Genomic DNA, 20,831 nt, shown 5'->3' with positions numbered 1-20,831 from the left:
TCCTAGTCTCCGGAAGATCGGCGGACGAAGGGTGCCAGCAGTCCGGGCACCGACTCCTCGGCGAACACCAGCCCTTGCGTGACGGAGACGTCCCTGACCTTGTAGGACCCCTTGCCCGCCGCCGTGGTCGCGGCCAGCGTGAGCAGGCCCGACCTCCGCTGGAAGGGCGAACGGCTGACGGTCCAGCCGATGATCGCGGTACGGCGGAGCACCACGGTCCGGCGCCGGGCCGTGCCGTACCGGGTGACGAGGTAGGGGCCGTGGAGGCCGTGACCCAGGTTGCGGTAGGCGTCGCGGGCCAGGAGCAGTCCGGCGGGGAGCAGGGCCGGGCCGGCCAGCCAGAGCGGGCCGGGGGCCCGGATCAGCCACGCGGCGAGCCCGGCCGCCAGGAGCCCGAGGACGAGCGGCGGCCAGATCGCGTGGACGACCCTGCGCCGCAGCGCGGCCCGGGGGTGGGCGGCGAGCCGCGCGAGGGTCGGCGAGGTGTCCTCGGCCAGCACGGCGGCGGCGCTCCGGTGCGCCTCGGCGCGCGGAGCGGGCGGCAGCAGGGCCGTCGAGTCGTCCTCGCCGAGCCCGGTGGCCACGGCGTTCAGCCTGGCGCCCCCGCCCCAGCGCAACGGCAGCGGCTCGGCCACCTCGACCCCGTGCAGCCGCCGCTCCTCCAGCGACAGGGAACGGGTGGTCAGCAGGCCCCGCCGCACGAGGAAGGTGCGGTCGGGCTCGCGGGTCAGGCGGAAGTCCCACCAGGACTCCACGTGGAGCAGGAGGGCTCCCGACAGCCCGATCGCCAGGACGACGCCGACGGCGGCGGCGAGGACCACGACCGGGTGGGTCGCCATGACGGCGGCCCACAGCTCACCGAGGAAACCGACCTCCGCGGGACTGACCCCGAAGATGTCCAGCACGCGGAAGAACAGGCCGAAGGGGGCCAGGCCGATCGGCAGCGACCAGCTGCTCAGCAGCGCGTAGCGGATCCAGGCCGGGCGAGGCTCCGCGATGACGGAGCCGGCGGGCGCCGTACGGCCGAGCAGGCTCCGCCGCAGGAGCAGGGCGCCGGCCCGGGAGACGCCTTCGAGGGCGAACCCCTTCTCCGCGTCGTTCCGGCCGGTGCCGACCTTGACCGTGGCCAGGCCGAAGACCCGGTGCAGCGGGCCGGCCGTCAGGTCGACGCTGCGCACCCGGTCACGCGGGACCGAACGGTGCCTGCGGAAGAGCAGGCCGGAGCGGAGCTCGACGCGGTCACCGGTGACCCGGTAGCGGGTGGTGGTGTAGCGGAGCAGGCCGATCACGGTGATCACGGCGCCGGTCGCGAGGATCGAGCCGAGGGCGATGACGGTCTGCAGGTTCAACCGGTCGCGGGCGACCAGGGCCGTGACCGCGATGGGCGCCAGCGGCCCGATCACCCAGCTCAGACTCAGCCACGGCATCCGCGGGTCGAGCCGCGTCCACTCCCCGCCTGCCGCGACGCCCCCGCGCCCGCCCGTCCTTTCCGGGCCGCCCGTCCTTTCCGGGCCGCCCGTCCTTTCCGGGCCGCCCGTCCGCTTCCGGCCGTCGGCCTGCTCCCGGCCGTTCATCCCGCCGCCGGCGGCTGCGGGAAAGCCCCCGTCGTCTCCCGCCTCCCGCCGGCGGTCGGCGGCCGTCTCCTCGCGGCTCACGTGGCATCGCCGGGGGTGCGCCGGGTCCGGGCGGTGAGCCGCTCGACGAGGTCGGCGGCAAGGGCGTGGTCCAGCCCGTTGATCTTTATCGCGCCTGCCGCCGAGGCCGTGGTGACGGTCACGCCGGACAGGCCGAAGATCTGCTGGAGCGGGCCCCGGACCGTGTCGACGGTCTGGATCCGCGACATCGGCGCGACCCGCCACTTCTGCCAGATCCACCCGGAGGCCGCGTAGACCGCGTCGTCGGTGGTCTCCCAGCGGTGCACCCGGAATCGCCACCGCGGCATCACCAGCACGTAGACGGCTCCCAGCACCGCGATGACCAGCGCCGGGAGCAGCAGCCAGAACCGGGCCGGCGGGATCAGCAGGCCGAGGAGGACCAGCACGAGGACAGGCGGGACCACGATCACCGCGGCCTGGCTCGTCCACCACCGGACCGCCCGGCTGTCGACCGGATGCCGGGGCGGCCGGAGGGCGAGCTCCCCGCCTGCTCCGGCGCCCTCCCCGCCAGGCTCCGCCTGCGCCCGGCCGGCCGTCTCGATGGACGATCGAGCTTCTTGGCCGACCGGATTGTTTTTTGACCGCATGGCCAAAATTTAACACATGTGGACAGACACCGTCCCCGATCCCGCCTGGAGCGCGGACCGCGCCCGGCCCGCACGGACCGGAATCCACGCGGACCGGAATCCACGCGGACCGGAATCCGCGCGGGTTACGGCCCGCGGGGTCAGAAGCCAGGCGAGCCGGAATCCGCCCGCGGGGACGCCGGACGGTCAGACGGGCAGGCGCCTGATCCGGTCGGAGGCCGGGTCGTAGAGGGGTTCGGCGACCACGGTGGCGCCGACCCAGGTGCCGGTGACGCCGACCTCGGCCCGGTCTCCGGCGGCGGTCCCGGCGGGCAGGTAGGCGTAGGCGATCGAGCGCTCCACCCGGTGGCCGTACCCGCCGCTGGTCACCCGGGAGGCCGGCTCGCCGCCGAGGCGGACCGGCTCGCCCGCGAGGCACACCTGGCGGGGGTCGTCCAGGACGAGGCAGGCCAGGCGCCGGGCGGGGCCGTCCGTCCCCTGGAGCCGGTCCGGCGGGCCCGCGGGCGCGCCCTGCCCGTCCCGATCCCGCCGGGCGGCCGCCTCCAGCGCGGACCGGCCGAGGAAGTCCTTGTCCTTGGCCACCGCGAAACCCAGCCCCGCTTCGACGGGGGTGGTCTCCGGGGTGATGTCCATGCCCCAGACGCGGTAGCCCTTCTCCAGGCGCATCGAGTCGATCGCCCGGTAGCCGGCCGGGCGCATGCCGTACGGCGCGCCCGCCTCCATGAGCGTGTCCCACAGCGTCAGCCCGTACTCCGACGGGCAGTACAGCTCCCAGCCGAACTCGCCCACGAACGTCACCCGCTGGGCCAGCACCGGGACGTTCCCGACGCTGATCTCCCTGGCCCGCATGTATCCGAAGGTCAGATCGTCGCCGGACAGGGTGCCGAGGATGTCCAGCGCACGGGGGCCCCACAGGCAGTAGCAGGCGTGGGCGGAGGTGACGTCCCGGACGTCGAGGCCGTGGCCGCGGAGCCAGGCCGCGTCATGGACGCCGAAGGCGGTGCCGGTGACCAGACGGAAGCGGTCCTCGGCCAGGCGGGTGACGGTCAGGTCGGCCTCGATGCCGCCGCGCTCGTTCAGGAGCTGGGTGTAGACGACCGAGCCGGGGGGCCTGTCGAGCTGCCCGGCGCACACCCGCTGCAGCCTCATCAGCGCCTGATGTCCTGATATTTCAAGCTTTGAGAATGAGGTCTGGTCGAACAGCCCCGCCGCGTCCCGCGTGGCCAGGCACTCCTGCCGGATCGCCGGGGACCAGATCCGGCCGGCCCATCCGGCCGGGCGCGCCTCCGGCGACGGGCCCGCGTTCGACTCGAACCAGTTGACCCGCTCCCAGCCCGACTTCTCGCCGAACTCCGCCCCCAGCTCCGCGTGCCGTACCCACGCCGGAGAGCGGCGCAGCGGCCGGGCGGCGGTGCGCTCCTCGCCCGGGTAGACGATGTCGTAGTACTTCGAGTAGGAGTCGAGCGCCTTGGCGCGGGCCCACGAGGAGGACCGGGCGTGGCCGCCGAACCGGCGCAGGTCCATGCCGAACACGTCGTACTCGGGCGAGCCGTCCACGATCCACTCGGCCATGACCTTGCCCACGCCGCCCGCGGCGGCCAGGCCGTGGACGCAGAACCCGGCCGCCGCCCACAGGCCGCGGACCGCGGTCTCGCCGAGCAGGAACTCCCCGTCCGGGGTGAACGCCTCGGGCCCGTGGACGACCTTCACGATCGCGGTACGGCCCAGCGCGGGGACCCGCCGGGCCGCCGACTCCCACGATTCCTGAAATTTCGGCATATCGGCCGCGAACAGCGTCCGGGGCTCCTCCAGCGGGTTCCCCGTGTCCCAGATCTCCGGAGTCCGGATGTATCCCCCGACCAGGATGCCGCCGCCCTCTTCACGGAAATAGACGATGTTGTCAGGGTCCCGGACCGTGGGCATAGACGAGGGGACGTCGAAAGGCTCGGTGACGACATACTGGTGCTTGATCGGCACGACCGGGATGTCCACGCCGGCCAGCCGCCCGACCCGCCCGCTGGCCGCGCCCGCCGCGATGACCACGGTGTCGGCCTGGACCTGCCATTCCCCGGCGCCGAGCGCGAGGCGGACCCCGGAGACCTCGCCGCCCACCACGTCGAGCCCCGTCACCCGGGTCCCGGTGAGGATCCGCACGCCGAGCTTCTCGGCCCCGGCCGCCAGCGCCCTGGCCAGCAGCGCCGGGTCGAGCCAGCCGTCCCCGGGCAGCCAGAGCGCGGCCCGCACGTCGCGCACGTCGAGCAGCGGCAGCATCTCCTTCGCCTCGGCGCCGGAGAGCACCGCCAGGCCCAGGCCATAGGTCTCCCCCGCCCCCGCCAGCCGCAGCGACTCCTCCACCCGCTCGGGCGTGGTCGCCAGGCGGAGGCCGCCCACCCCGTGCCAGCCGGGGTCCATTCCGGTCAGCTCGGCCAGCTCGGGATAGAGACCGGCCGAATACATGATCATCTTGGTCTGGGTGACGGTCGAGCGGAGCTGGCCCACGAACCCGGCCGAGTGCCAGGTGGTCCCCTCGGTCAGCTCGTGCTGCTCGACCAGGATCACCTCGCTCCAGCCGAGCCTGGCCAGATGGTAGGCCACGCTGCATCCGGCCACCCCACCGCCGATCACGACGGCCCGCGCAGAGTTGGGAAGTTCCAAGGTCGGCAACCCCTCTGTAACAACTCGTCCGCATAATCGGATCAATGGTCTGAAGGTAGGCCAAAGGAGTGCGGCATGCCAGATGCTCTCGCAGACGTCCGCAGATGGGCCGGGCAGCCCGTCACCGAGACGCCGATCAAGGGTGGGCTCAGCCATCGGATCGCCCGGCTGGACGCGGCCGACGGGCAGCACTGGCTGCTGCGGGTGCTCGATCCGCGCGTCTCGCAGGCGGGCCTCGGCATCCCCATCGACCAGGAGATCGCCAACACGCTCCGCGCGGCCGAGGCCGGGGTCGGCCCGCGGATCCTGTACCGCATGCCCGGCGCCCTGCTGCTGGAGTATCTCGACGGCGCCACCCTGGACGCGCGCGACGTGCGGACGCTCCCCGAGCCGATCGCGGCGGCCTGCCGCCGCCTGCACGCCGGGCCCCGGTTCGTCAACGACTTCTCCATCTTCCGCAAGCTTGAGGAGTTCCTCACCCTCTGCCATACCCACGGACTGCGCGTACCCGACGGTTACGAGGACCGGCTCCCGGCGGTGGCGCGCATCGAGCGCGCGCTGGCCGCCCACCCGCTGCCGGCCGTGCCCTGCCACAACGACCTGCTGCCGGGGAACCTCATCCGGTGCGGCACGGAGATCAGGATCGTGGACTACCAGCTCTCCGGGAACAACGACCCGGCCTTCGAGCTGGGCGACATCGCCGCCGAGGCGGACTACGACCCGGACCTGGCCGGCCGGCTGGCCCGCGCCTACTTCGGCGAGGACGACCCTCGGCTGATCGCGAGGGTGCGGCTCAACCTGATCATGTCCAACCTGACCTGGTCCCTCTGGTTCTCCGTGCACCACGGGCTGCTGCGCGAGCAGGCGGCCGCGGCCGACTTCGACTACGACGCGGAGGCGGCCGACAAGTTCGCGCGCGCCGTACGGGACCTGGACGATCCGGGGTTCGGACGGCTCGTCGACGACGTCCGGGGCGGGCGCGCGCCCGGCAACCCGGACGGCCCACCCCCGGATGACCCCCCGGGCCACCGGGTAAGACCCCCCATGTAAGACGCAAGGAGGCTTGAATGACCAAGCCAGTGCCACCCGCGGACGCGGACGCGGATGCCAGGAGGCTCGCCGAGCTCGGCTACAAACAGGAGCTCTCCCGCACCTGGAGCGGCTTCTCCAACTTCGCCATCTCCTTCTCGATCATCTCCATCCTGGCCGGGTGTTTCACCACCTTCGGCCAGGCCTGGAACAACGGCGGGCCGATCGCCATCTCGTGGGGCTGGCCACTGATCTCGATCTTCATTCTGATCATCGGCCTGTGCATGTCGGAGCTGGTATCGGCCTATCCGACCGCCGGCGGCATCTACTGGTGGGCCGCCAAGATGGGCAGGCCGGTCCACGGCTGGTTCACCGGGTGGTTCAACCTCGTCGGGCTGGTCGCGGTGACCGCCTCGGTGGACTACGGCTGCGCGACGTTCATGAACATCACGATCAACCGGTTCGCCGAGGGCTTCGAGATCTCCCTGGGCAACACCTTCATCCTCTTCACGGTCATCCTGGTGCTGCACGCGCTGATCAACATCTTCAGCCACCGGCTGATCTCCCTGCTGCAGAACGTCTCGGTGTGGTGGCACGTGTTCGGGGCGGCCGTGGTGGTGGCGATCCTGATCTTCGGACCGGACAGCCACCAGTCGATGTCGTTCGTGTTCACCGAGCGCTTCAACAACTCCGGCTTCTCCGACACCTCGTTCTGGTTCTACGTGCTGCCGCTCGGCTTCCTGCTGACCCAGTACACGATCACCGGCTTCGACGCCTGCGCGCACGTCTCGGAGGAGACCCATGGCGCCTCGAAGGCGGCGGCCCGCGGGCTCTGGCAGTCGATCTTCTACTCCGCGATCGGCGGCTGGGTCCTGCTGCTGGCGTTCCTCTTCGCGGCCACCGACGTGGACGCGGTCAACAAGGAGTTCGGCTTCGTGGGGGCCATCTTCACCTCGTCGCTCACCCCGGTCCTGGCCACGGTGATCTTCGGAATCTCCACGATCGGGCAGTTCTTCTGCGGGATGAGCTGCGTGACCTCGATGTCCCGGATGACCTACGCGTTCTCGCGGGACGGCGCCATCCCCGGCTGGCGGCTCTGGTCGAAGGTCAACAAGAACCGGACGCCGGTCAACGCGATCGTGTTCGGCTGCGTCGCGGCCCTCATCCTGACCCTCCCCGCCCTCTACAAGGCCCCGACCGGCACCCCGCTGGCGTTCTACGCGGTCGTCTCTGTCGCGGTCATCGGCCTCTACATCGCCTTCGCCATCCCGATCTGGCTCCGGCTGAGGATGGGTGACCGCTTCCAGCCCGGCCCGTGGACGCTGGGCGCGAAGTACAAGGTCATGTGCTGGATCGCCGTCATCGAGATCATCGTGATCTCGATCTACTTCATCATGCCGCTCGCCCCGGCGGGGGTGCCGTTCAACAAGGACGACCCCGCCACGCCGGGGGACGAGACGTTCACCTGGACCGCGGTCAACTACTCGCCGATCGTGGTCGGGGTGATGGTCCTCGCCGTGGGCCTGTGGTGGGCGCTGTCGGCCCGGCACTGGTTCACCGGGCCGCGCCGTACGGTCGACGAGGATCAGCAGCCGGCCGCCTGATCAGGCCGCCTCGAAGGCCTCCGCCACCGCGGCCCGGACCCGGTCCATGGCTCCGGTGGCGGAGGACGTGCGGGACTCCCGGTTCAGCGAGGTCATGTCGACCTCGGGCATGCCGCAGGCCACCGCCCAGTTCCACGGGGTGAGGTCGCCCTCGACGTTGAGGGCGAACCCGTGGCTGGTCACGCCGCGGCTCTGCCGCATGCCGATCGAGACGATCTTCCGGCCCGTCTCCGTCGTCCACACGCCGGTGAGCAGCTCGGAGCCGGGCGGGGTGTCACGGCGCTCGGCCGGGATGCCGAGCGCGCCGAGCGCGCGGACGAGCCGGAGCTCGACCTCGCGGACGTAGTCGACGATCCCCTCGTCCTCACCGAGCTTGACGATCAGATACCCCACGAGCTGGCCGGGGCCGTGGTAGGTGAGCTGCCCGCCGCGACCCGTGCTCACGACCGGGATGCCGTGGGACGGGTCGGGCAGATGCTGCTCCGGCGTGCGCCTGCCGATGGTGTAGACCTGCGGGTGACTGAGGAGCCAGAGCGTGTCGGGGCGCTCGTCGCGCTGCCGTCGACCGACCAGCTCGGTCATCTGCTCCATGGCCTTCTCGTAGTCGACCAGGTCGTCCTGGATCAGTGACAGGGGACGTTGCCTCATGCCCCCACCTTATTTTCAGTATCGGACTGCGGGAGCCTTGGGGACGAGGATCCACATGATCACGTAGGCGACCCAGAGCGGACCCGGGATGAGCGAGAGCAGCAGCCACAGCACCCGGACGACCGTGGGCGACCAGCCGAGGCTGTCGGCGATCCCCCCGCAGACTCCGGCGATGATCTTGTGGTTTCTCGAACGGCGCATTTTGTCTCCCCGGATGGTTGTTCTTCACCTGTCCAAACGAAGGGCGAAGTCCTCCCCGTTCCCCGGACATCCCTGAGAAAACCCTGTCAGGGTCGGGCACGAGCCGAACGGATCGGGCGACTCACTGTCAATGGGCCTAGGCGAAGGTCGTTGATCACGGTACGTTCCGCCTTAGCAAGGCATGGGGCCCCCGAGTTCCACTCCCCGAGGAGCGTTATGCGCCTACGACGCAACCTGGTCCGGACCGTCACCCTGGTCACGGCCGTCACCCTTCCGCTCGCCTTCACCCCGCCGGCGAGCGCGACCACGGCCGACATCCCCGATGTCCTGGCCAACGCCCTGTCCTCCCAGGTCAAGGGCAAGAACGTCAAGAAGCATCTCGACAGGTTCCAGCAGATCGCCGACGCCAACGGCGGCACCCGCGCCGCGGGCACGCCCGGATACGACGCCTCCCTCGCCTACGTGCAGGACAAGCTGCGGCGGGCCGGCTACAAGGTCTCCACCACCGACGTGGAGTTCCCGGTCAGCTGGGAGGAGTTCTCCCCGTCGGTCCTGCAGCAGGTGACGCCGGAGGCCAAGTCCTACGCCAACCCCGCCGACTTCGTCACCGTGGTCTCCTCAAGTCCCGGTGACGTCACCGCGCAGGTCCAGGTGGTCGACGCGGTGATCCCGGTGCCCGGCACCCCCAACACCTCCACCGCGGGCTGCGAGGCCGCCGACTTCGCCGGGTTCGTGCCGGGCCGGATCGCCCTCATCCAGCGAGGCACCTGCGCGTTCGTCGACAAGGCCACGAACGCGAAGGCGGCGGGCGCGGCCGGCGTGATCTTCTTCAACGAGGGTCAGCCGGGCCGTACCGACCCGTTCGCGTTCGACATCCGCGAGTGGCGCTTCGGCTTCCCGATCGTCTTCGCCAGCACCACCGTCGGCCTCGACCTGGCCGACACCCCGGGCACGACCGTCCGCCTGAAGGTCGACGCCAAGACCACGGTCGGCCAGACCAAGAACCTCATCGCCGACTCCCTGTGGGGCAAGAAGGGCGAGGTCGTGATGGTCGGCGCCCACCTGGACGGCGTCACCGAGGGCCCCGGCATCAACGACAACGGCTCCGGCAGCGCCGCCATCCTGGAGACCGCGCTGAAGCTGGCCTACCTGCCCACCAAGAACAAGGTGCGGTTCGCCTTCTGGGGCGCCGAGGAGCTGGGCCTGCTCGGCTCCGACCAGTACGTCGCGGGGCTGTCCCAGGCCGAGCGGGACAAGATCCGGCTCTACCTGAACTTCGACATGATCGCCTCGCCGAACGACGTCACCTTCCTCTACGACGGCGACGACTCCGACGCCGAGGGCGCCGGAGCGGGCCCGGCCGGATCCGCGGAGATCGAGAAACTGTTCGAGAAGTTCTACGGCAAGCGTGGCCTGGGCTTCAAGGGGACCGACTTCAGCGGCCGCTCCGACTACGGCGCGTTCATCGCGACGGGCATCCCGGCCGGCGGCATCTTCACCGGCGCCGAAGGCATCAAGACCGCCGAGGAGGCCGCCACGTTCGGCGGTACGGCGGACGCCCCCTACGACCCCTGCTACCACGCCGCCTGCGACACCATCACCAACATCAACGCCGCCGCGCTGGACCGCAACTCGCGGGCGATCGGCTACTCCACCGCCTTCTACGCCTACGACCTGTCCACGATCCCCGACCGCGACGCCGCCTCCCTCGCGAGGTCGGCCGCGGCCGCCAAGCGGACGCCGGAGGACGCGGCCCGCTGACCCGTGTCCCGCGGATCCCACCTGACGGCCATCGCAGGCGGCGGATCCGGAGGACACCACCCAAGCGCACCACCACGCTGTACGGCGCGCACCCGCCAGGTGCGCGCCGCTCGGGGGACCCCCACACCTCACAACCCGAGGAGCATGATGCGCAACCTGTGGACCATCGGGATGGCGGCGATCCTGGCCATCCCCCTGGCGCTCACCGCGCCGGCCGCGTCGGCCGCGTCGGCAGCCGTCCCACCGGACATCTCACTCGCCAACGTGAAAGCACACCTCACCCAGCTCCAGTCCATCGCCACCGCCAACGGCGGCAACCGCGCCCACGGCCGCCCCGGCTATCTGGCCTCGGCGAACTACGTCAAGGGCCTGCTCGACGGCGCCGGGTTCACCACCACCCTGCAGTCGTTCACCTACAACGGCGCCACCGGCTACAACGTCATCGCCGACTGGCCCGGCGGCGACCCGAACGACATCCTCATGGTCGGCGCGCACCTCGACAGCGTGACCGCGGGGCCGGGCATCAACGACAACGGCTCCGGCAGCGCCGCCATTCTGGAGACCGCGCTGGAGGTCTCCCGCCAGGCCCTGGCGCCCACCAAACACCTCCGCTTCGCCTGGTGGGGCGCCGAGGAACTGGGCCTGCGCGGCTCGCAGTACTACGTCACCAACCTCCCGGCCGCCGAACGGGCCAAGGTCAAGGGCTACCTGAACTTCGACATGGTGGGCTCCCCCAACGCCGGTTACTTCGTCTACGACGGCGACAACTCCGACGGCGTCGGCTCGGGCCCCGGCCCGGCGGGCTCCGCCCAGCTGGAGGCGACGCTCCAGGCCTACTTCACCTCGATCGGCGTGGCCACCCGTGGCACCGACTTCGACGGCCGCTCCGACTACGGGCCGTTCATCAGCGTCGGCATCCCCGCGGGCGGCACGTTCACCGGCGCGGAGGGCATCAAGTCCAGCGCCCAGGCCACCCTCTGGGGCGGTACGGCGGGGCAGGCGTTCGACCCCTGCTACCACCGGGCGTGCGACACCACGACGAACATCAACGACACCGCGCTGAACCGCAACGCCGACGCGATCGCCTACGCGGTGTGGACGACCGCCACGGCCACCCCGCCGGTGACCGTCTGGCAGGACACCTTCGAGACGGCGACCGGCTGGACCGCCAACCCCGGCGGCACCGACACCGCCACCCTCGGCCGGTGGGAGCGCGGTGACCCCGAGGCCACCACCTCCAGCGGCGCCAAGCAGCTCGGCACCACCGTCAGCGGCAGCAACGACCTGGTCACCGGACGGCTGGCCGGCGCCTCCGCCGGAGACCACGACATCGACGGCGGCACCACGACCATCCAGTCGCCGGCCGTCACCCTGCCCACCGGCGGAACGCTCAAGCTGAACTTCTCCTGGTACCTGGCCCACGGCTCCAACGCCTCCAGCGCCGACTACCTGCGCGTCAAGGTCGTCGGCTCCACCACCACCCAGGTCTTCCAGCAGCTCGGCGCCGCCACCAACCGCAACGGCGCCTGGGCCGTGGCCGACGTGGACATCTCCTCCTACGCCGGGCAGAGCGTCCGGATCCTCATCGAGGCCGCCGACGCCTCCGGTGCCTCGCTCGTCGAGGCCGGCGTCGACGACGTCAAGATCACCCGGTAGCGGGAACACGGCCCCGCCTCAGTGAGGCGGGGCCGTACACGGGCACGAGCGTCAGGACGCGGGTTGGTCGTAGACTCCGACCGCCCAGCGCCCCGGCCTGGTCCCCATCTCCGCCGTCAGCCGCTTGACGATCTTCGGATCCATGAGGGCCGTCATGGGATACTTCCCGTCGCACTTGCGGATCTTCCTGCCCACCGGCTTGCACCCCTTGCGCACCATGTCGGACATGCTGATGACGGGGGCGTCGGAGGGGAGCACCCAGACGGTGACCGTCTGCTCCTTCCGTGTCCAGTCGGCGGGAGCCGACTTCTCGTCGTGCTGCGGCCCCATCCGGTTGAGCCCGTCGCCCTTCAGGGGCGGCACATCGGACGGGCAGGAATCGCCGACCGTCCCCGAGGGCTCGTGTTTCGTCCTGGTGGTGACGACCACCCACGACTTGGGGTCGGCACAGGTGACCCGGAATCCGGTGAAGCGACTGGTCGGCGTGAACGTCAGGGTGTACGGGGCTCCCGTGGTCTCCGCCCTGTGCGCCTGGATCAAGGACATTTTCCGCCCCCACATGTCCTTGAGGGCCTCCGGCAGGTATGTGCCGGGTTCGGGTCGCTCAGGTGCACGGGACACGGTAGGCGCGACGTCGACGGCCACCGTGTGCCGCGCGTCGCCGCCCCCGAGAAGCGGCGACGACACCACCCCGATCGCCACCGCTCCCGCGGCGAGGGCCGTGCGCACCGCCCTCCGCCTCCGCCGGACCGCCCTGCCCCTGCGCAGGATCTCCTCCAGCCGGGCGGCGCCCCCGCTGCCGCCCTCGCTGCGCTCCGCGAGCAGTTCCTTCAGATCGTGTTCGGTGTGGGTCATCGCTTCGCCTCCGTCATCGTCCGAACCCCCTGATCGACCCGTAGCCGGGCCAGAGCCCTGCCGAGCTGGCTCTTCACCGCTCCGAGAGAGCACCCCAGCACGTCGGCCACCTGGGCGAGGGTCATCTCCTCGAAGTAGTGCAGGACGACCACCGCCCGCTGGCGGCCCGACAGCTCGCTGATCGCCGTCCACAGCACGTCCCGGTCGCCGACGTCGCTCGTGAAGTCGCCCGCGACCGCCCGGTCCGGCAGGACCTCGGTGGGCACCTCCCCCCGCCAGCGCCGCCGCCACCAGGAGGCGTGCGTGTTGGCGATGATCCGGTAGACGTACGGATCGGGATCGCCGTCGATCCGCCGCCAGGCGACCCACGCCTTGGCCAGCGCCGTCTGCACCAGGTCCTCGGCGATCGCCCAGTCCCTGGTGAGGAGGTACGCCGTTCTTCGCAGCCGTTCGTGCCGCTGCGCGACGTACTCCGCGAACTCAGTCATCCCTGCCTCCACCTCGATGCTCCGAGGATGACTACCGCCGGGACGGGGGGTTCGGTTGACAGCCGGCCCCGGCCGGATGACGGAGTCACGAGAAGTCCCACGCTCCGCTAGCCTCGCGTAGGTTACGCACGCGCTGGGATGGAAGGTGCCCAAGTTGATCGGCTGGTTCGAAGCGGTGGTCCTCGGGCTCATTCAGGGATTGACGGAGTTTCTGCCGATCTCGTCCAGCGCCCACATCAGGGTCGTGTCGGCGTTCTTCGGCTGGGAGGACCCCGGGGCCGCGTTCACCGCGGTGATCCAGCTCGGCACCGAGGCCGCGGTGGTGATCTACTTCCGCAAGGAGATCTGGGAGATCATCTCCACCTGGACCAGAGCCCTGTGGACGCCCGACCTCCGCAAGCACCACGCCGCCCGGATGGGCTGGTATGTGATCATCGGTACCCTGCCGATCGTCGTCCTCGGCCTGGCCTTCGAGGACCCCATCGATTCCGCTTTCCGCGACCTGCGCCTGATCGGCACGACGCTGATCGTCTTCGGGCTGGTCCTCTGGTTCGCCGACCACACCGCACGCAACAAGCTCACGCTGGACAGGCATCTCAGCTTCACGCACTCCCTGATCTACGGCTTCGCCCAGTCACTCGCCCTGATCCCGGGCGTCTCCCGCTCCGGCGGCACGATCAGCGCCGGCCTGCTGCTGGACTACCGCCGGGAGGAGGCCGCGAAGTACTCCTTCCTGCTGGCCATCCCGGCCGTGCTGGGCGCGGGCTTCCTGCAGCTGTTCAAGATCGGCGAAGGGGAGGCCCCCGACTGGGGCCCGACGATCCTGGCCACCGTGATCTCGTTCATCGTCGGCTACGCCGCGGTGGCGTGGTTCCTGAAGTACATCAGCACCCACCGCTTCACCGGCTTCGTGATCTACCGGATCATCCTCGGCGTCGTCATCATCGCCCTGGTGAGCTTCGGCGTCCTGTCGCCCACGCCTTAGGACCGTCACCCCCCGGATGCGCCCGTTCAGCCCAGGTAGTCGCGCAGGGGCTGTGACCGGGAGGGGTGGCGGAGTCGGGACATGGTCTTGGACTCGATCTGGCGGATCCGTTCGCGGGTGAGGCCGTAGACCCTGCCGATCTCGTCCAGGGTCCAGGGCCTGCCGTCGGCGAACCCGAACCGCATCGAGATCACGCCCGCCTCCCGCCCGGTCAACGTGGCGAGCAGCGCGCGCACCTGCTCCTGGAGCAGGGTGAAGGCGACCGCCGCCTCCGGGGTGACGGCCTCCGCGTCCTCGATCAGGTCGCCGAGCTCGCTGTCACCCTCGTCGCCGAGCGGCGTGTGCAGGGAGATCGGCTCGCGGCCGTGGCCCTTGATCTCGGTGACCTTCTCCGGAGTCAGGTCGAGCTCGGCCGCGATCTCCTCCGGCGTCGGCTCGCGGCCCAGGTCGCACAGGAGCTGCCGTTCCACCCGGGCCACCTTGTTGATCATTTCGACCATGTGGACCGGGACGCGGACGGTCCGCGCCTGGTCGGCCATGGCCCGGGTGATCGCCTGCTTGATCCACCAGGTGGCGTAGGTGGAGAACTTGAACCCCAGCCTGTGGTCGAACTTCTCGACGGCGCGGATCAGGCCCAGGTTGCCCTCCTGGATCAGGTCCAGGAGGGGCACACCGCGTCCGGCGTGGCGCTTGGCGATCGAGACGACCAGCCGCAGGTTGGCCTCCACGAAGCGGTCCTTGGCGCGGCGGCCGTCGTCGGCGACGCACTCCAGCTCGGCCCGCAGGGCCGCCGGGAGTCCCTCGGCGCCGAGGCGTTCCCGGGCGAACAGGCCCGCCTCGACGCGCCGGGCCAGCTCGACCTCCTGCCCGGCGGTGAGCAGGGGGATCCTGGCGATCTGCCGGAGGTAGTCCCTGACCGGGTCGGCGGTGGCGCCCATCTCGGCCTTCAGGAGCGTCAGGACTTCGTCGCCGGTCTGGGTGAGGGTGGAACCGAGTGACAAGACAGGCACCTCTCGTAGGGGGCGGGGGGATGGCGGTCTGTTCAGTAGGTGCGGGACCGCGCCTGGTGGAGAGGGCGGCGGGCGAGGTCCGTCCTGCCGGTGGAGCGCACGTGGTCGTGCTCGCGGCGGCGCGGCCGGTACGGCCCGGCGTCCGGGGCCGCGGAGGCGCGGGCGCCCTCAAGGAGCGAGGCGTCGAGCTTGACCACGACGGCGGCCGAGACGCGGAAGGCGGGGGTTGCCTGGGGGTTCATACGATCTCCGTCCATCAATCTTGTGCTGGACCTAAATTTAGGTCAGCGCAAGCATGTTGTCAACATAAAAACAGGTCGAACCTAAAAATATGTCGAGCCTGTGAGAGGATGGCGGCATGAGCACAGAGACAACGGGCCTGCGGGAGCTGAAGAAACGCGAGACCCGCCAGACCATCTCGGACCACGCGACCCGGCTGTTCATGGAGCGCGGCTTCGACAGGACGACCATCGCCGACATCGCCACGGCGGCCAGGGTGGCCAAGATGACCGTCACCAACTACTTCCCGCGCAAGGAGGATCTGGCCCTCGACCACCACGAGGAGTTCGTGGCCGGCCCGGCCCGCACGGTCGCGGAGCGGGAGCCCGGCGAATCGGCCCTCGCCGCGCTCAGGCGGGCGTTCTTCACGGGGGTGGAGCGCCACGACCCCGTCATCGGCTTCTCCGGCGCCCGGTTCGCCCGCATGATCGCCGACAGCCCGACGCTGGTGGCCCGCATCCGCGACCTGCACGACCTGCGCGAAGACGCCCTGACCGAGGTCCTGGCCGCCGAGACCGGAGCCGAGCCGTACGACATCCTCCCGCGCGCGGTGGCGACCCAGCTCGGCGGCGCCCACCGCGTGCTCTTCACCGAGGTGCAGCGCCACACCCTCGACGGCCGGAGCAACCAGGAGATCGCCGCCGCCGTCGCCGAATCCGCCCGCCAGGTCTTCGACCTGCTGGAGCCCGCCGTCGGCGGCTATGCCGTACGGCGGGCGACGGGCTGACGGGCCGGGCCGCATGAGATCCGGCCCCCCGTCCGCGCCGGTCACCGGGCTCGGGGAGACTGGCCGGGTGCGTTCCGACTGGTCAGGCCTCCCCGTCCGCCACGTTCTGCCCGAGCTGCTCGCGGCCCTGGACGAGCGTGGCGTCGCCGTGCTCACCGCGCCACCCGGCACGGGCAAGACCACGCTCGTCCCGCTCGCGCTGGCCGGGCTCCTCGACGGCTCGGCCCCGAAACGGGTGATCGTGGCCGAGCCTCGCCGGATGGCGGTGCGGGCGGCGGCCCGGCGGATGGCGTGGCTGCTGGAGTCGGAGGTGGGCGCGGAGGTCGGGTTCACGGTCCGCGGCGAGCGCAGGGCCGGCCCGGAAACGGTCGTCGAGGTCGTCACCACCGGAGTCCTCCTCCAGCGGCTCCAGCGCGACGCCGAGCTCGACGGCGTGGACGCGGTGCTGCTGGACGAGTGCCACGAACGCCACCTGGACGCCGACACCGCCCTGGCCTTCCTCCTCGACGTCCGCGCCACCCTCCGTCCCGACCTGCGGCTCATCGCCACCTCCGCCACCGCCGACGCCGCGCCCTGGGCCCGGCTGCTCGGCTCCGGCGCGGCCGGCGACCACCCGGCGACCGCCGTACCCCTGCCGGACGCGCCGATCGTGCACGCCTCTGGTGCCATGCACCCGGTCACGCCCGTCTGGGCGCCGCCCGCCAGGCCGGTGACGCCCCCGCGCGGCCTGCGGGTGGACCCGGCGTTCCTGTCCCACGTCGCCGATGTCGTACGGCGCGCGCTGGGCGAGCACGGAGGGGACGTGCTGTGCTTCCTGCCGGGGGTGGGCGAGATCGGCAGGGTGGCCGCGATGCTTCACGGCGTCGACGTCCTGCAGGTCCACGGCCAGGCCCCGGCCCGCGTGCAGGACGCCGTGCTCTCGCCCGGTGAGAACCGCCGGGTCGTGCTCGCCACCTCGGTCGCCGAGTCGAGCCTGACCGTCCCCGGCGTGCGGATCGTGGTCGACTCCGGCCTCGCCCGGGAGCCCCGCACCGACCACGCCCGGGGGCTCGGCTCGCTCACCACCGTCCGCGCGTCCAAGGCCTCCGCCGTCCAGCGCGCCGGCCGGGCGGGGCGCGAGGCCCCGGGGGTCGTCTACCGGTGCTGGTCGCAGGCCGAACACGACCGGCTCCCCGAACACGCCCAGCCCGAGATCGCCCTCGCCGACCTGACCGGCTTCGCCCTCCAGGCCGCCTGCTGGGGTGATCCCGCCGCCACCGGCCTGGCCCTGCTCGACCCGCCGCCGCCCGCCGCGATGGACGCGGCGCGACGGACCCTGCACGACCTGGGCGCCCTCGACGGGCGGGTCACCGCCCGGGGGCGGCGGATGGCCGGGGCCGGGGTCCACCCCCGCCTGGCCCGCGCCCTGATCGACGTCGGCCCCCGGGCCGCCGAGGTGGTGGCGCTGCTGTCCGAGCAGCTCCCCAGGGACGCCGGTGACGACCTGGTCGCCGTCTGGCGTTCCGCCCGGCGGGGCGACGACGGTTTCTCCGCGCGCTGGCGCCGGGAGACCAGGCGGCTGGCGCAGGCCGTTCCCCGCGAGGGCCGGACTCCCCCGCCGGCCGGACAGGACGGGCGGCCTCGTCCGGCTCCCGCACCGGCCGGACAGGGCGGGCGGCCTCGTCCGGCTCCCGCGCCGGGCGGCCGGGACGGGAGCGCGGGGGTGTCTCCCCCGCCGGCCGGACGGGACCGGGGGCCGGAGCCGGGCGACGACGCCGTGGCCGGGCTGGTCGTGGCGCTGGCCTACCCGGAGCGGGTGGCCCGGCGGCGGGGCGGCTCCTACCTGATGGCGTCGGGAACCGCGGCGGAGCTCCCCCAGGGGTCACGGCTGGCGAGCGCGGAATGGCTGGCCGTCGCGGTGGCGGACCGGCCGGCGGGGTCGGCGTCGGCCCGCGTCAGGCAGGCCGTCGTGATCGACGAGGAGATCGCCAGGCTCGCCGCCGCGCCCCTGTACGGCTCCGGCGAGGAGGTGGTGTGGCGGGTCCCGCCGGGTGAGCGGCGCGGTGACGTCTCGGCTCGCCGGGTGGAACGCCTCGGCGCCATCGAGCTGTCCTCGGCCCGGCTCCGGGACGCCGATGTCAGGCCCGCCGTCCTGGAGGGGCTGCGCACCGAGGGCCTGGCGGTCCTGCGCTGGACCCCCGAGGCCGTCGCCCTGCGCGAGCGCCTGGCCTTCTGCCACCGCGCGCTCGGCGACCCCTGGCCGGCGACGGACGACGACGCCCTGATCGGCGCGGCCGACCTGTGGCTGGAGCCCGAGCTGTCCCGGGTCCGCCGCCGGTCCGACCTGGAACGCCTCGACGTGACCTCGGCGCTGCACCGCCTGGTCCCGTGGAGCGCCCGCCTGGCGGACACGGCCCCCGAACGGATCGAGGTCCCCAGCGGATCGCGGATCAGGATCGACTACTCCGGCGACCAGCCGGTTCTGGCCGCCAAGCTGCAGGAGCTGTTCGGCTGGGACGAGGCCCCGCGCGTGGCCGGGGTGCCGCTGGTGATCCACCTGCTCTCCCCGGCGGGGCGCCCGGCGGCGGTCACCGCCGACCTGGCCTCCTTCTGGCGCGGCGAGGGCTACCGGTCGGTCCGCGCCGAGCTCCGGGGCCGCTATCCCAAGCACCCCTGGCCCGAGGACCCGCTGTCGGCCGTCGCCACCCGCCGTACCAACCCCCGCCGCTGAGCCCGCGGCGGCGGGTCCAGGCGGTCCGCGGTGGGGATGACATCCTCGATCCGCGTGACGGGGAGGTCCATCGAGTACACGGTGCCGCCGACGGCGGCCGCCAGGGACCTGGCGGCCTTGTAGACGACCTCCACGTCGGAGCGGTGCGGGTCGCCGCCGTCGATCCCCAGGTCGACCGAGTGGTCGGGGAGCTCCCCCTCCCATCCGGGGGGCGGGTAGTCGTAGGTGACCTGGATGGGGTCTCCCGCCTTGCCGTCGATGTGGCAGAGGCCGAGGTCGTGGTCGTGGCGGATGGTGCGCTCGCCGAGGTCCGGGCGGAGCAGCTCGGCCACCCGCTCGCAGCCGAGCGGGTGGCCCCTGCCGATGCGCACCTCGACGTCCACGTGGTTGTCGTGCTCCTGCGGCGGGTACAGCGCGCCGCCGAGACGGCTCGCGAGGCCGTTGAGCAGGAGGCAGGCCGCCGGCCTCAGCTCGTTCCTGGCGATGATCGCCCCGCGCCGGTCGGCGGGGACGCCCGCGAGGGCGGTCTGTCTGTCGGTGAGCTCGGTGCAGCGCACCCGGATTCCCCTGGCCTCGAACCAGTCGCCTGACCTCGTGAGGCCGGGATCGTACCGGCGGAGCAGGGCCTCCAGCCTGTCGAGGTCGGGTGGGCGGCGGGTGAGCAGGGCGGGGTGACGGCGCAACTGGCGCGCCGTGCGATCGAGGAACCACATACCCCCGAGTCTGCGATCCGGCGCTTGGGGTTCACTTGCGAGCCGGCGGGCCATGACTTGCGCGCGCCGGCCCGGACGCCGTCCCGGCGCTCCGGCCCGGACATCACTTCGGGGTTGCGCGCGATCACCCATGGTGGGCTATCGTAGTGATATCACTTCGATAGCAGAGGCGGGACTCATGGAACGACGTGCTTTCCGGGCGAACGGGTTCGCCGTTCTGGCGGGGCTGCTGGCCCTCGGGATCGCCGCGGCCGCGGCCGCGCAGGCGGGCGGCGTGGCGCTGCTCTCCATCGCCGCGATCGTGTGGGGGGTCATCGCGGTCGTCGTGGCCACCGGCTTCGTGGTGATCAACCCGAACGAGGCGAAGGTCGTCCAGTTCCTCGGCCGCTACGTCGGGTCGGTGAGCGACGCGGGCTTCCTGTGGGTGCTACCGTTCACCACCAAGCGGCGGATCACACTCCGGGTGCGCAACTTCGAGACGGCCAAGCTCAAGGTGAACGACGCCGACGGCAACCCCGTGGAGATCGCGGCTGTCGTCGTCTACAAGGTGATCGACACCGCCACGGCCGCGTTCTCCGTCGACGATTACGAGGAGTATGTGGCGATCCAGTCCGAGGCGGCCGTCCGGCATCTGGCCACCAGCCACCCTTACGACGCCCACGAGGAAGGCCGTACGAGCCTGCGCGACGGCGCCGAGGTGGCGGCCGAGCTCACCACCGAGCTGAGCGACCGCACCCAGCTGGCCGGGGTGGAGGTGCTGGAGGCCCGGATCACCCACCTCGCCTACGCGCCGGAGATCGCCCAGGCGATGCTGGTCCGCCAGCAGGCCACCCAGGTCGTCGCGGCGCGCACCCAGATCGTCGCGGGCGCGGTGGGCATGGTCCAGCTCGCGCTGACGAGGCTGGCCGAGGAGGGCGTCGTGGAGCTCGACGAGGAGCGCAAGGCGCAGATGGTGTCCAACCTCCTGGTCGTCCTGTGCGGTGACCGGGCGACGCAGCCGGTGGTCAACGCCGGCAGTCTGTATGGCTGAGCGCAAAAAGATCCTGCTCAGGCTCGATCCGGCCGTCTACGAGGCGATCGCCAAGTGGGCGGCCGACGACCTGCGGAGCGTCAACGCCCAGCTTGAGTACGCCCTGCGCCTGGCCCTCAGGGGAGCGGGCCGCGATCTCAGGCGGGCGGAGCGGAACGACGCCGGGCCGGGCACCGCGGAGCGGGATAACACCGATGAGCCGGACAAGTCATCTGATTGAGATGTGAGAAGCTTCCGC

Annotated in this window: 18 protein-coding genes and 1 pseudogene; 9 read left to right on the top strand and 10 right to left on the bottom strand. The window is 71.7% G+C overall.

What is annotated here, in order from left to right:
* Positions 1-2: 2 nt before the first annotated feature.
* The 3 genes from SROS_RS03840 to SROS_RS03830 all read right to left on the bottom strand — a co-directional run bounded on the left by SROS_RS03840 (position 3) and on the right by SROS_RS03830 (position 4,897).
* A complete protein-coding gene (locus tag SROS_RS03840; RefSeq protein WP_148268938.1) occupies positions 3-1,427 on the bottom strand; it encodes a PH domain-containing protein in 1,425 nt (474 codons plus the stop codon).
* 224 nt (positions 1,428-1,651) lie between these two features.
* On the bottom strand, positions 1,652-2,242 hold the full coding sequence (locus SROS_RS03835) for a PH domain-containing protein (protein ID WP_012887559.1): 591 nt from the start codon (positions 2,240-2,242) through the stop codon (positions 1,652-1,654).
* Between the two features lie 186 nt (positions 2,243-2,428).
* Positions 2,429-4,897, bottom strand: a complete 2,469-nt coding sequence (locus SROS_RS03830) for a GcvT family protein (protein ID WP_012887558.1) — start codon at positions 4,895-4,897, stop codon at positions 2,429-2,431.
* A gap of 75 nt (positions 4,898-4,972) precedes the next feature.
* Here SROS_RS03830 and SROS_RS03825 point away from each other — a divergent pair, with 75 nt between their 5' ends.
* Together SROS_RS03825 and SROS_RS03820 are read left to right on the top strand one after the other, a co-directional pair.
* Positions 4,973-5,947, top strand: a complete 975-nt coding sequence (locus SROS_RS03825) for a phosphotransferase (protein WP_012887557.1) — start codon at positions 4,973-4,975, stop codon at positions 5,945-5,947.
* A 17-nt stretch (positions 5,948-5,964) separates the two neighbouring features.
* Positions 5,965-7,530: an amino acid permease gene (locus SROS_RS03820; RefSeq protein ID WP_012887556.1), complete on the top strand. Its 1,566-nt coding sequence runs from the start codon at positions 5,965-5,967 to the stop codon at positions 7,528-7,530.
* Here SROS_RS03820 and lipB read toward each other — a convergent pair whose 3' ends face one another.
* Both lipB and SROS_RS03810 read right to left on the bottom strand, forming a co-directional pair.
* Entirely contained in the window at positions 7,531-8,178 is a 648-nt protein-coding gene (gene lipB, locus SROS_RS03815) for a lipoyl(octanoyl) transferase LipB (protein ID WP_012887555.1), read from the bottom strand.
* Positions 8,179-8,193: 15 nt separating this feature from the next.
* Positions 8,194-8,379 (bottom strand): PspC domain-containing protein, encoded by a 186-nt coding sequence (locus tag SROS_RS03810; protein WP_012887554.1) that lies wholly within the window; start codon positions 8,377-8,379, stop codon positions 8,194-8,196.
* A gap of 216 nt (positions 8,380-8,595) precedes the next feature.
* Between SROS_RS03810 and SROS_RS03805 the strand changes: the two genes are divergently transcribed.
* The gene (locus SROS_RS03805; RefSeq protein WP_012887553.1) at positions 8,596-10,140 is read left to right on the top strand and encodes a M28 family peptidase; all 1,545 of its coding nucleotides are present in this window, start codon (positions 8,596-8,598) and stop codon (positions 10,138-10,140) included.
* Between the two features lie 144 nt (positions 10,141-10,284).
* Positions 10,285-11,796, top strand: coding sequence for a M28 family metallopeptidase (locus SROS_RS53705; RefSeq protein WP_218919809.1), 1,512 nt, complete (start codon positions 10,285-10,287; stop codon positions 11,794-11,796).
* 51 nt (positions 11,797-11,847) lie between these two features.
* Here the strand turns inward: SROS_RS53705 and SROS_RS03795 are convergent, their stop codons facing one another.
* A complete protein-coding gene (locus SROS_RS03795) occupies positions 11,848-12,651 on the bottom strand; it encodes a hypothetical protein (RefSeq protein ID WP_012887551.1) in 804 nt (267 codons plus the stop codon).
* The gene (locus SROS_RS03790) at positions 12,648-13,139 is read right to left on the bottom strand and encodes a SigE family RNA polymerase sigma factor (RefSeq protein WP_012887550.1); all 492 of its coding nucleotides are present in this window, start codon (positions 13,137-13,139) and stop codon (positions 12,648-12,650) included. Before SROS_RS03790 ends, SROS_RS03795 begins: the two co-directional genes overlap by 4 nt.
* Positions 13,140-13,284: 145 nt before the next feature.
* Here SROS_RS03790 and SROS_RS03785 point away from each other — a divergent pair, with 145 nt between their 5' ends.
* Entirely contained in the window at positions 13,285-14,124 is an 840-nt protein-coding gene (locus tag SROS_RS03785) for an undecaprenyl-diphosphate phosphatase (RefSeq protein WP_012887549.1), read from the top strand.
* Positions 14,125-14,150: 26 nt separating this feature from the next.
* Here SROS_RS03785 and SROS_RS03780 read toward each other — a convergent pair.
* A pseudogene (locus tag SROS_RS03780) lies at positions 14,151-15,062 on the bottom strand (RNA polymerase sigma factor); the annotation flags it as partial.
* Between the two features lie 104 nt (positions 15,063-15,166).
* Complete coding sequence (locus SROS_RS03775; protein WP_012887547.1) at positions 15,167-15,376, bottom strand: hypothetical protein; 210 nt, start codon at positions 15,374-15,376, stop codon at positions 15,167-15,169.
* 116 nt (positions 15,377-15,492) lie between these two features.
* Here SROS_RS03775 and SROS_RS03770 point away from each other — a divergent pair, with 116 nt between their 5' ends.
* Together SROS_RS03770 and SROS_RS03765 are read left to right on the top strand one after the other, a co-directional pair.
* A complete protein-coding gene (locus SROS_RS03770) occupies positions 15,493-16,140 on the top strand; it encodes a TetR/AcrR family transcriptional regulator (protein WP_012887546.1) in 648 nt (215 codons plus the stop codon).
* Between the two features lie 67 nt (positions 16,141-16,207).
* Positions 16,208-18,850, top strand: coding sequence for an ATP-dependent RNA helicase (locus tag SROS_RS03765; protein WP_012887545.1), 2,643 nt, complete (start codon positions 16,208-16,210; stop codon positions 18,848-18,850).
* Here SROS_RS03765 and SROS_RS03760 read toward each other — a convergent pair.
* Positions 18,778-19,563 (bottom strand): hypothetical protein, encoded by a 786-nt coding sequence (locus SROS_RS03760; RefSeq protein WP_012887544.1) that lies wholly within the window; start codon positions 19,561-19,563, stop codon positions 18,778-18,780. The genes SROS_RS03765 and SROS_RS03760 overlap by 73 nt on opposite strands.
* Before the next feature lie 178 nt (positions 19,564-19,741).
* Here SROS_RS03760 and SROS_RS03755 point away from each other — a divergent pair, with 178 nt between their 5' ends.
* Together SROS_RS03755 and SROS_RS03750 are read left to right on the top strand one after the other, a co-directional pair.
* Positions 19,742-20,593: an SPFH domain-containing protein gene (locus tag SROS_RS03755; protein ID WP_012887543.1), complete on the top strand. Its 852-nt coding sequence runs from the start codon at positions 19,742-19,744 to the stop codon at positions 20,591-20,593.
* Positions 20,586-20,813: a type II toxin-antitoxin system antitoxin gene (locus tag SROS_RS03750; RefSeq protein WP_012887542.1), complete on the top strand. Its 228-nt coding sequence runs from the start codon at positions 20,586-20,588 to the stop codon at positions 20,811-20,813. Before SROS_RS03755 ends, SROS_RS03750 begins: the two co-directional genes overlap by 8 nt.
* Positions 20,814-20,831 lie beyond the last annotated feature (18 nt).

The sequence above is a fragment of the Streptosporangium roseum DSM 43021 genome (genome assembly GCF_000024865.1).
GTDB classification, from domain to species: domain Bacteria; phylum Actinomycetota; class Actinomycetes; order Streptosporangiales; family Streptosporangiaceae; genus Streptosporangium; species Streptosporangium roseum.
The sequence above is the reverse complement of the archived record's forward strand: the minus strand, read 5'-3'. Positions and strand labels throughout refer to the sequence as shown.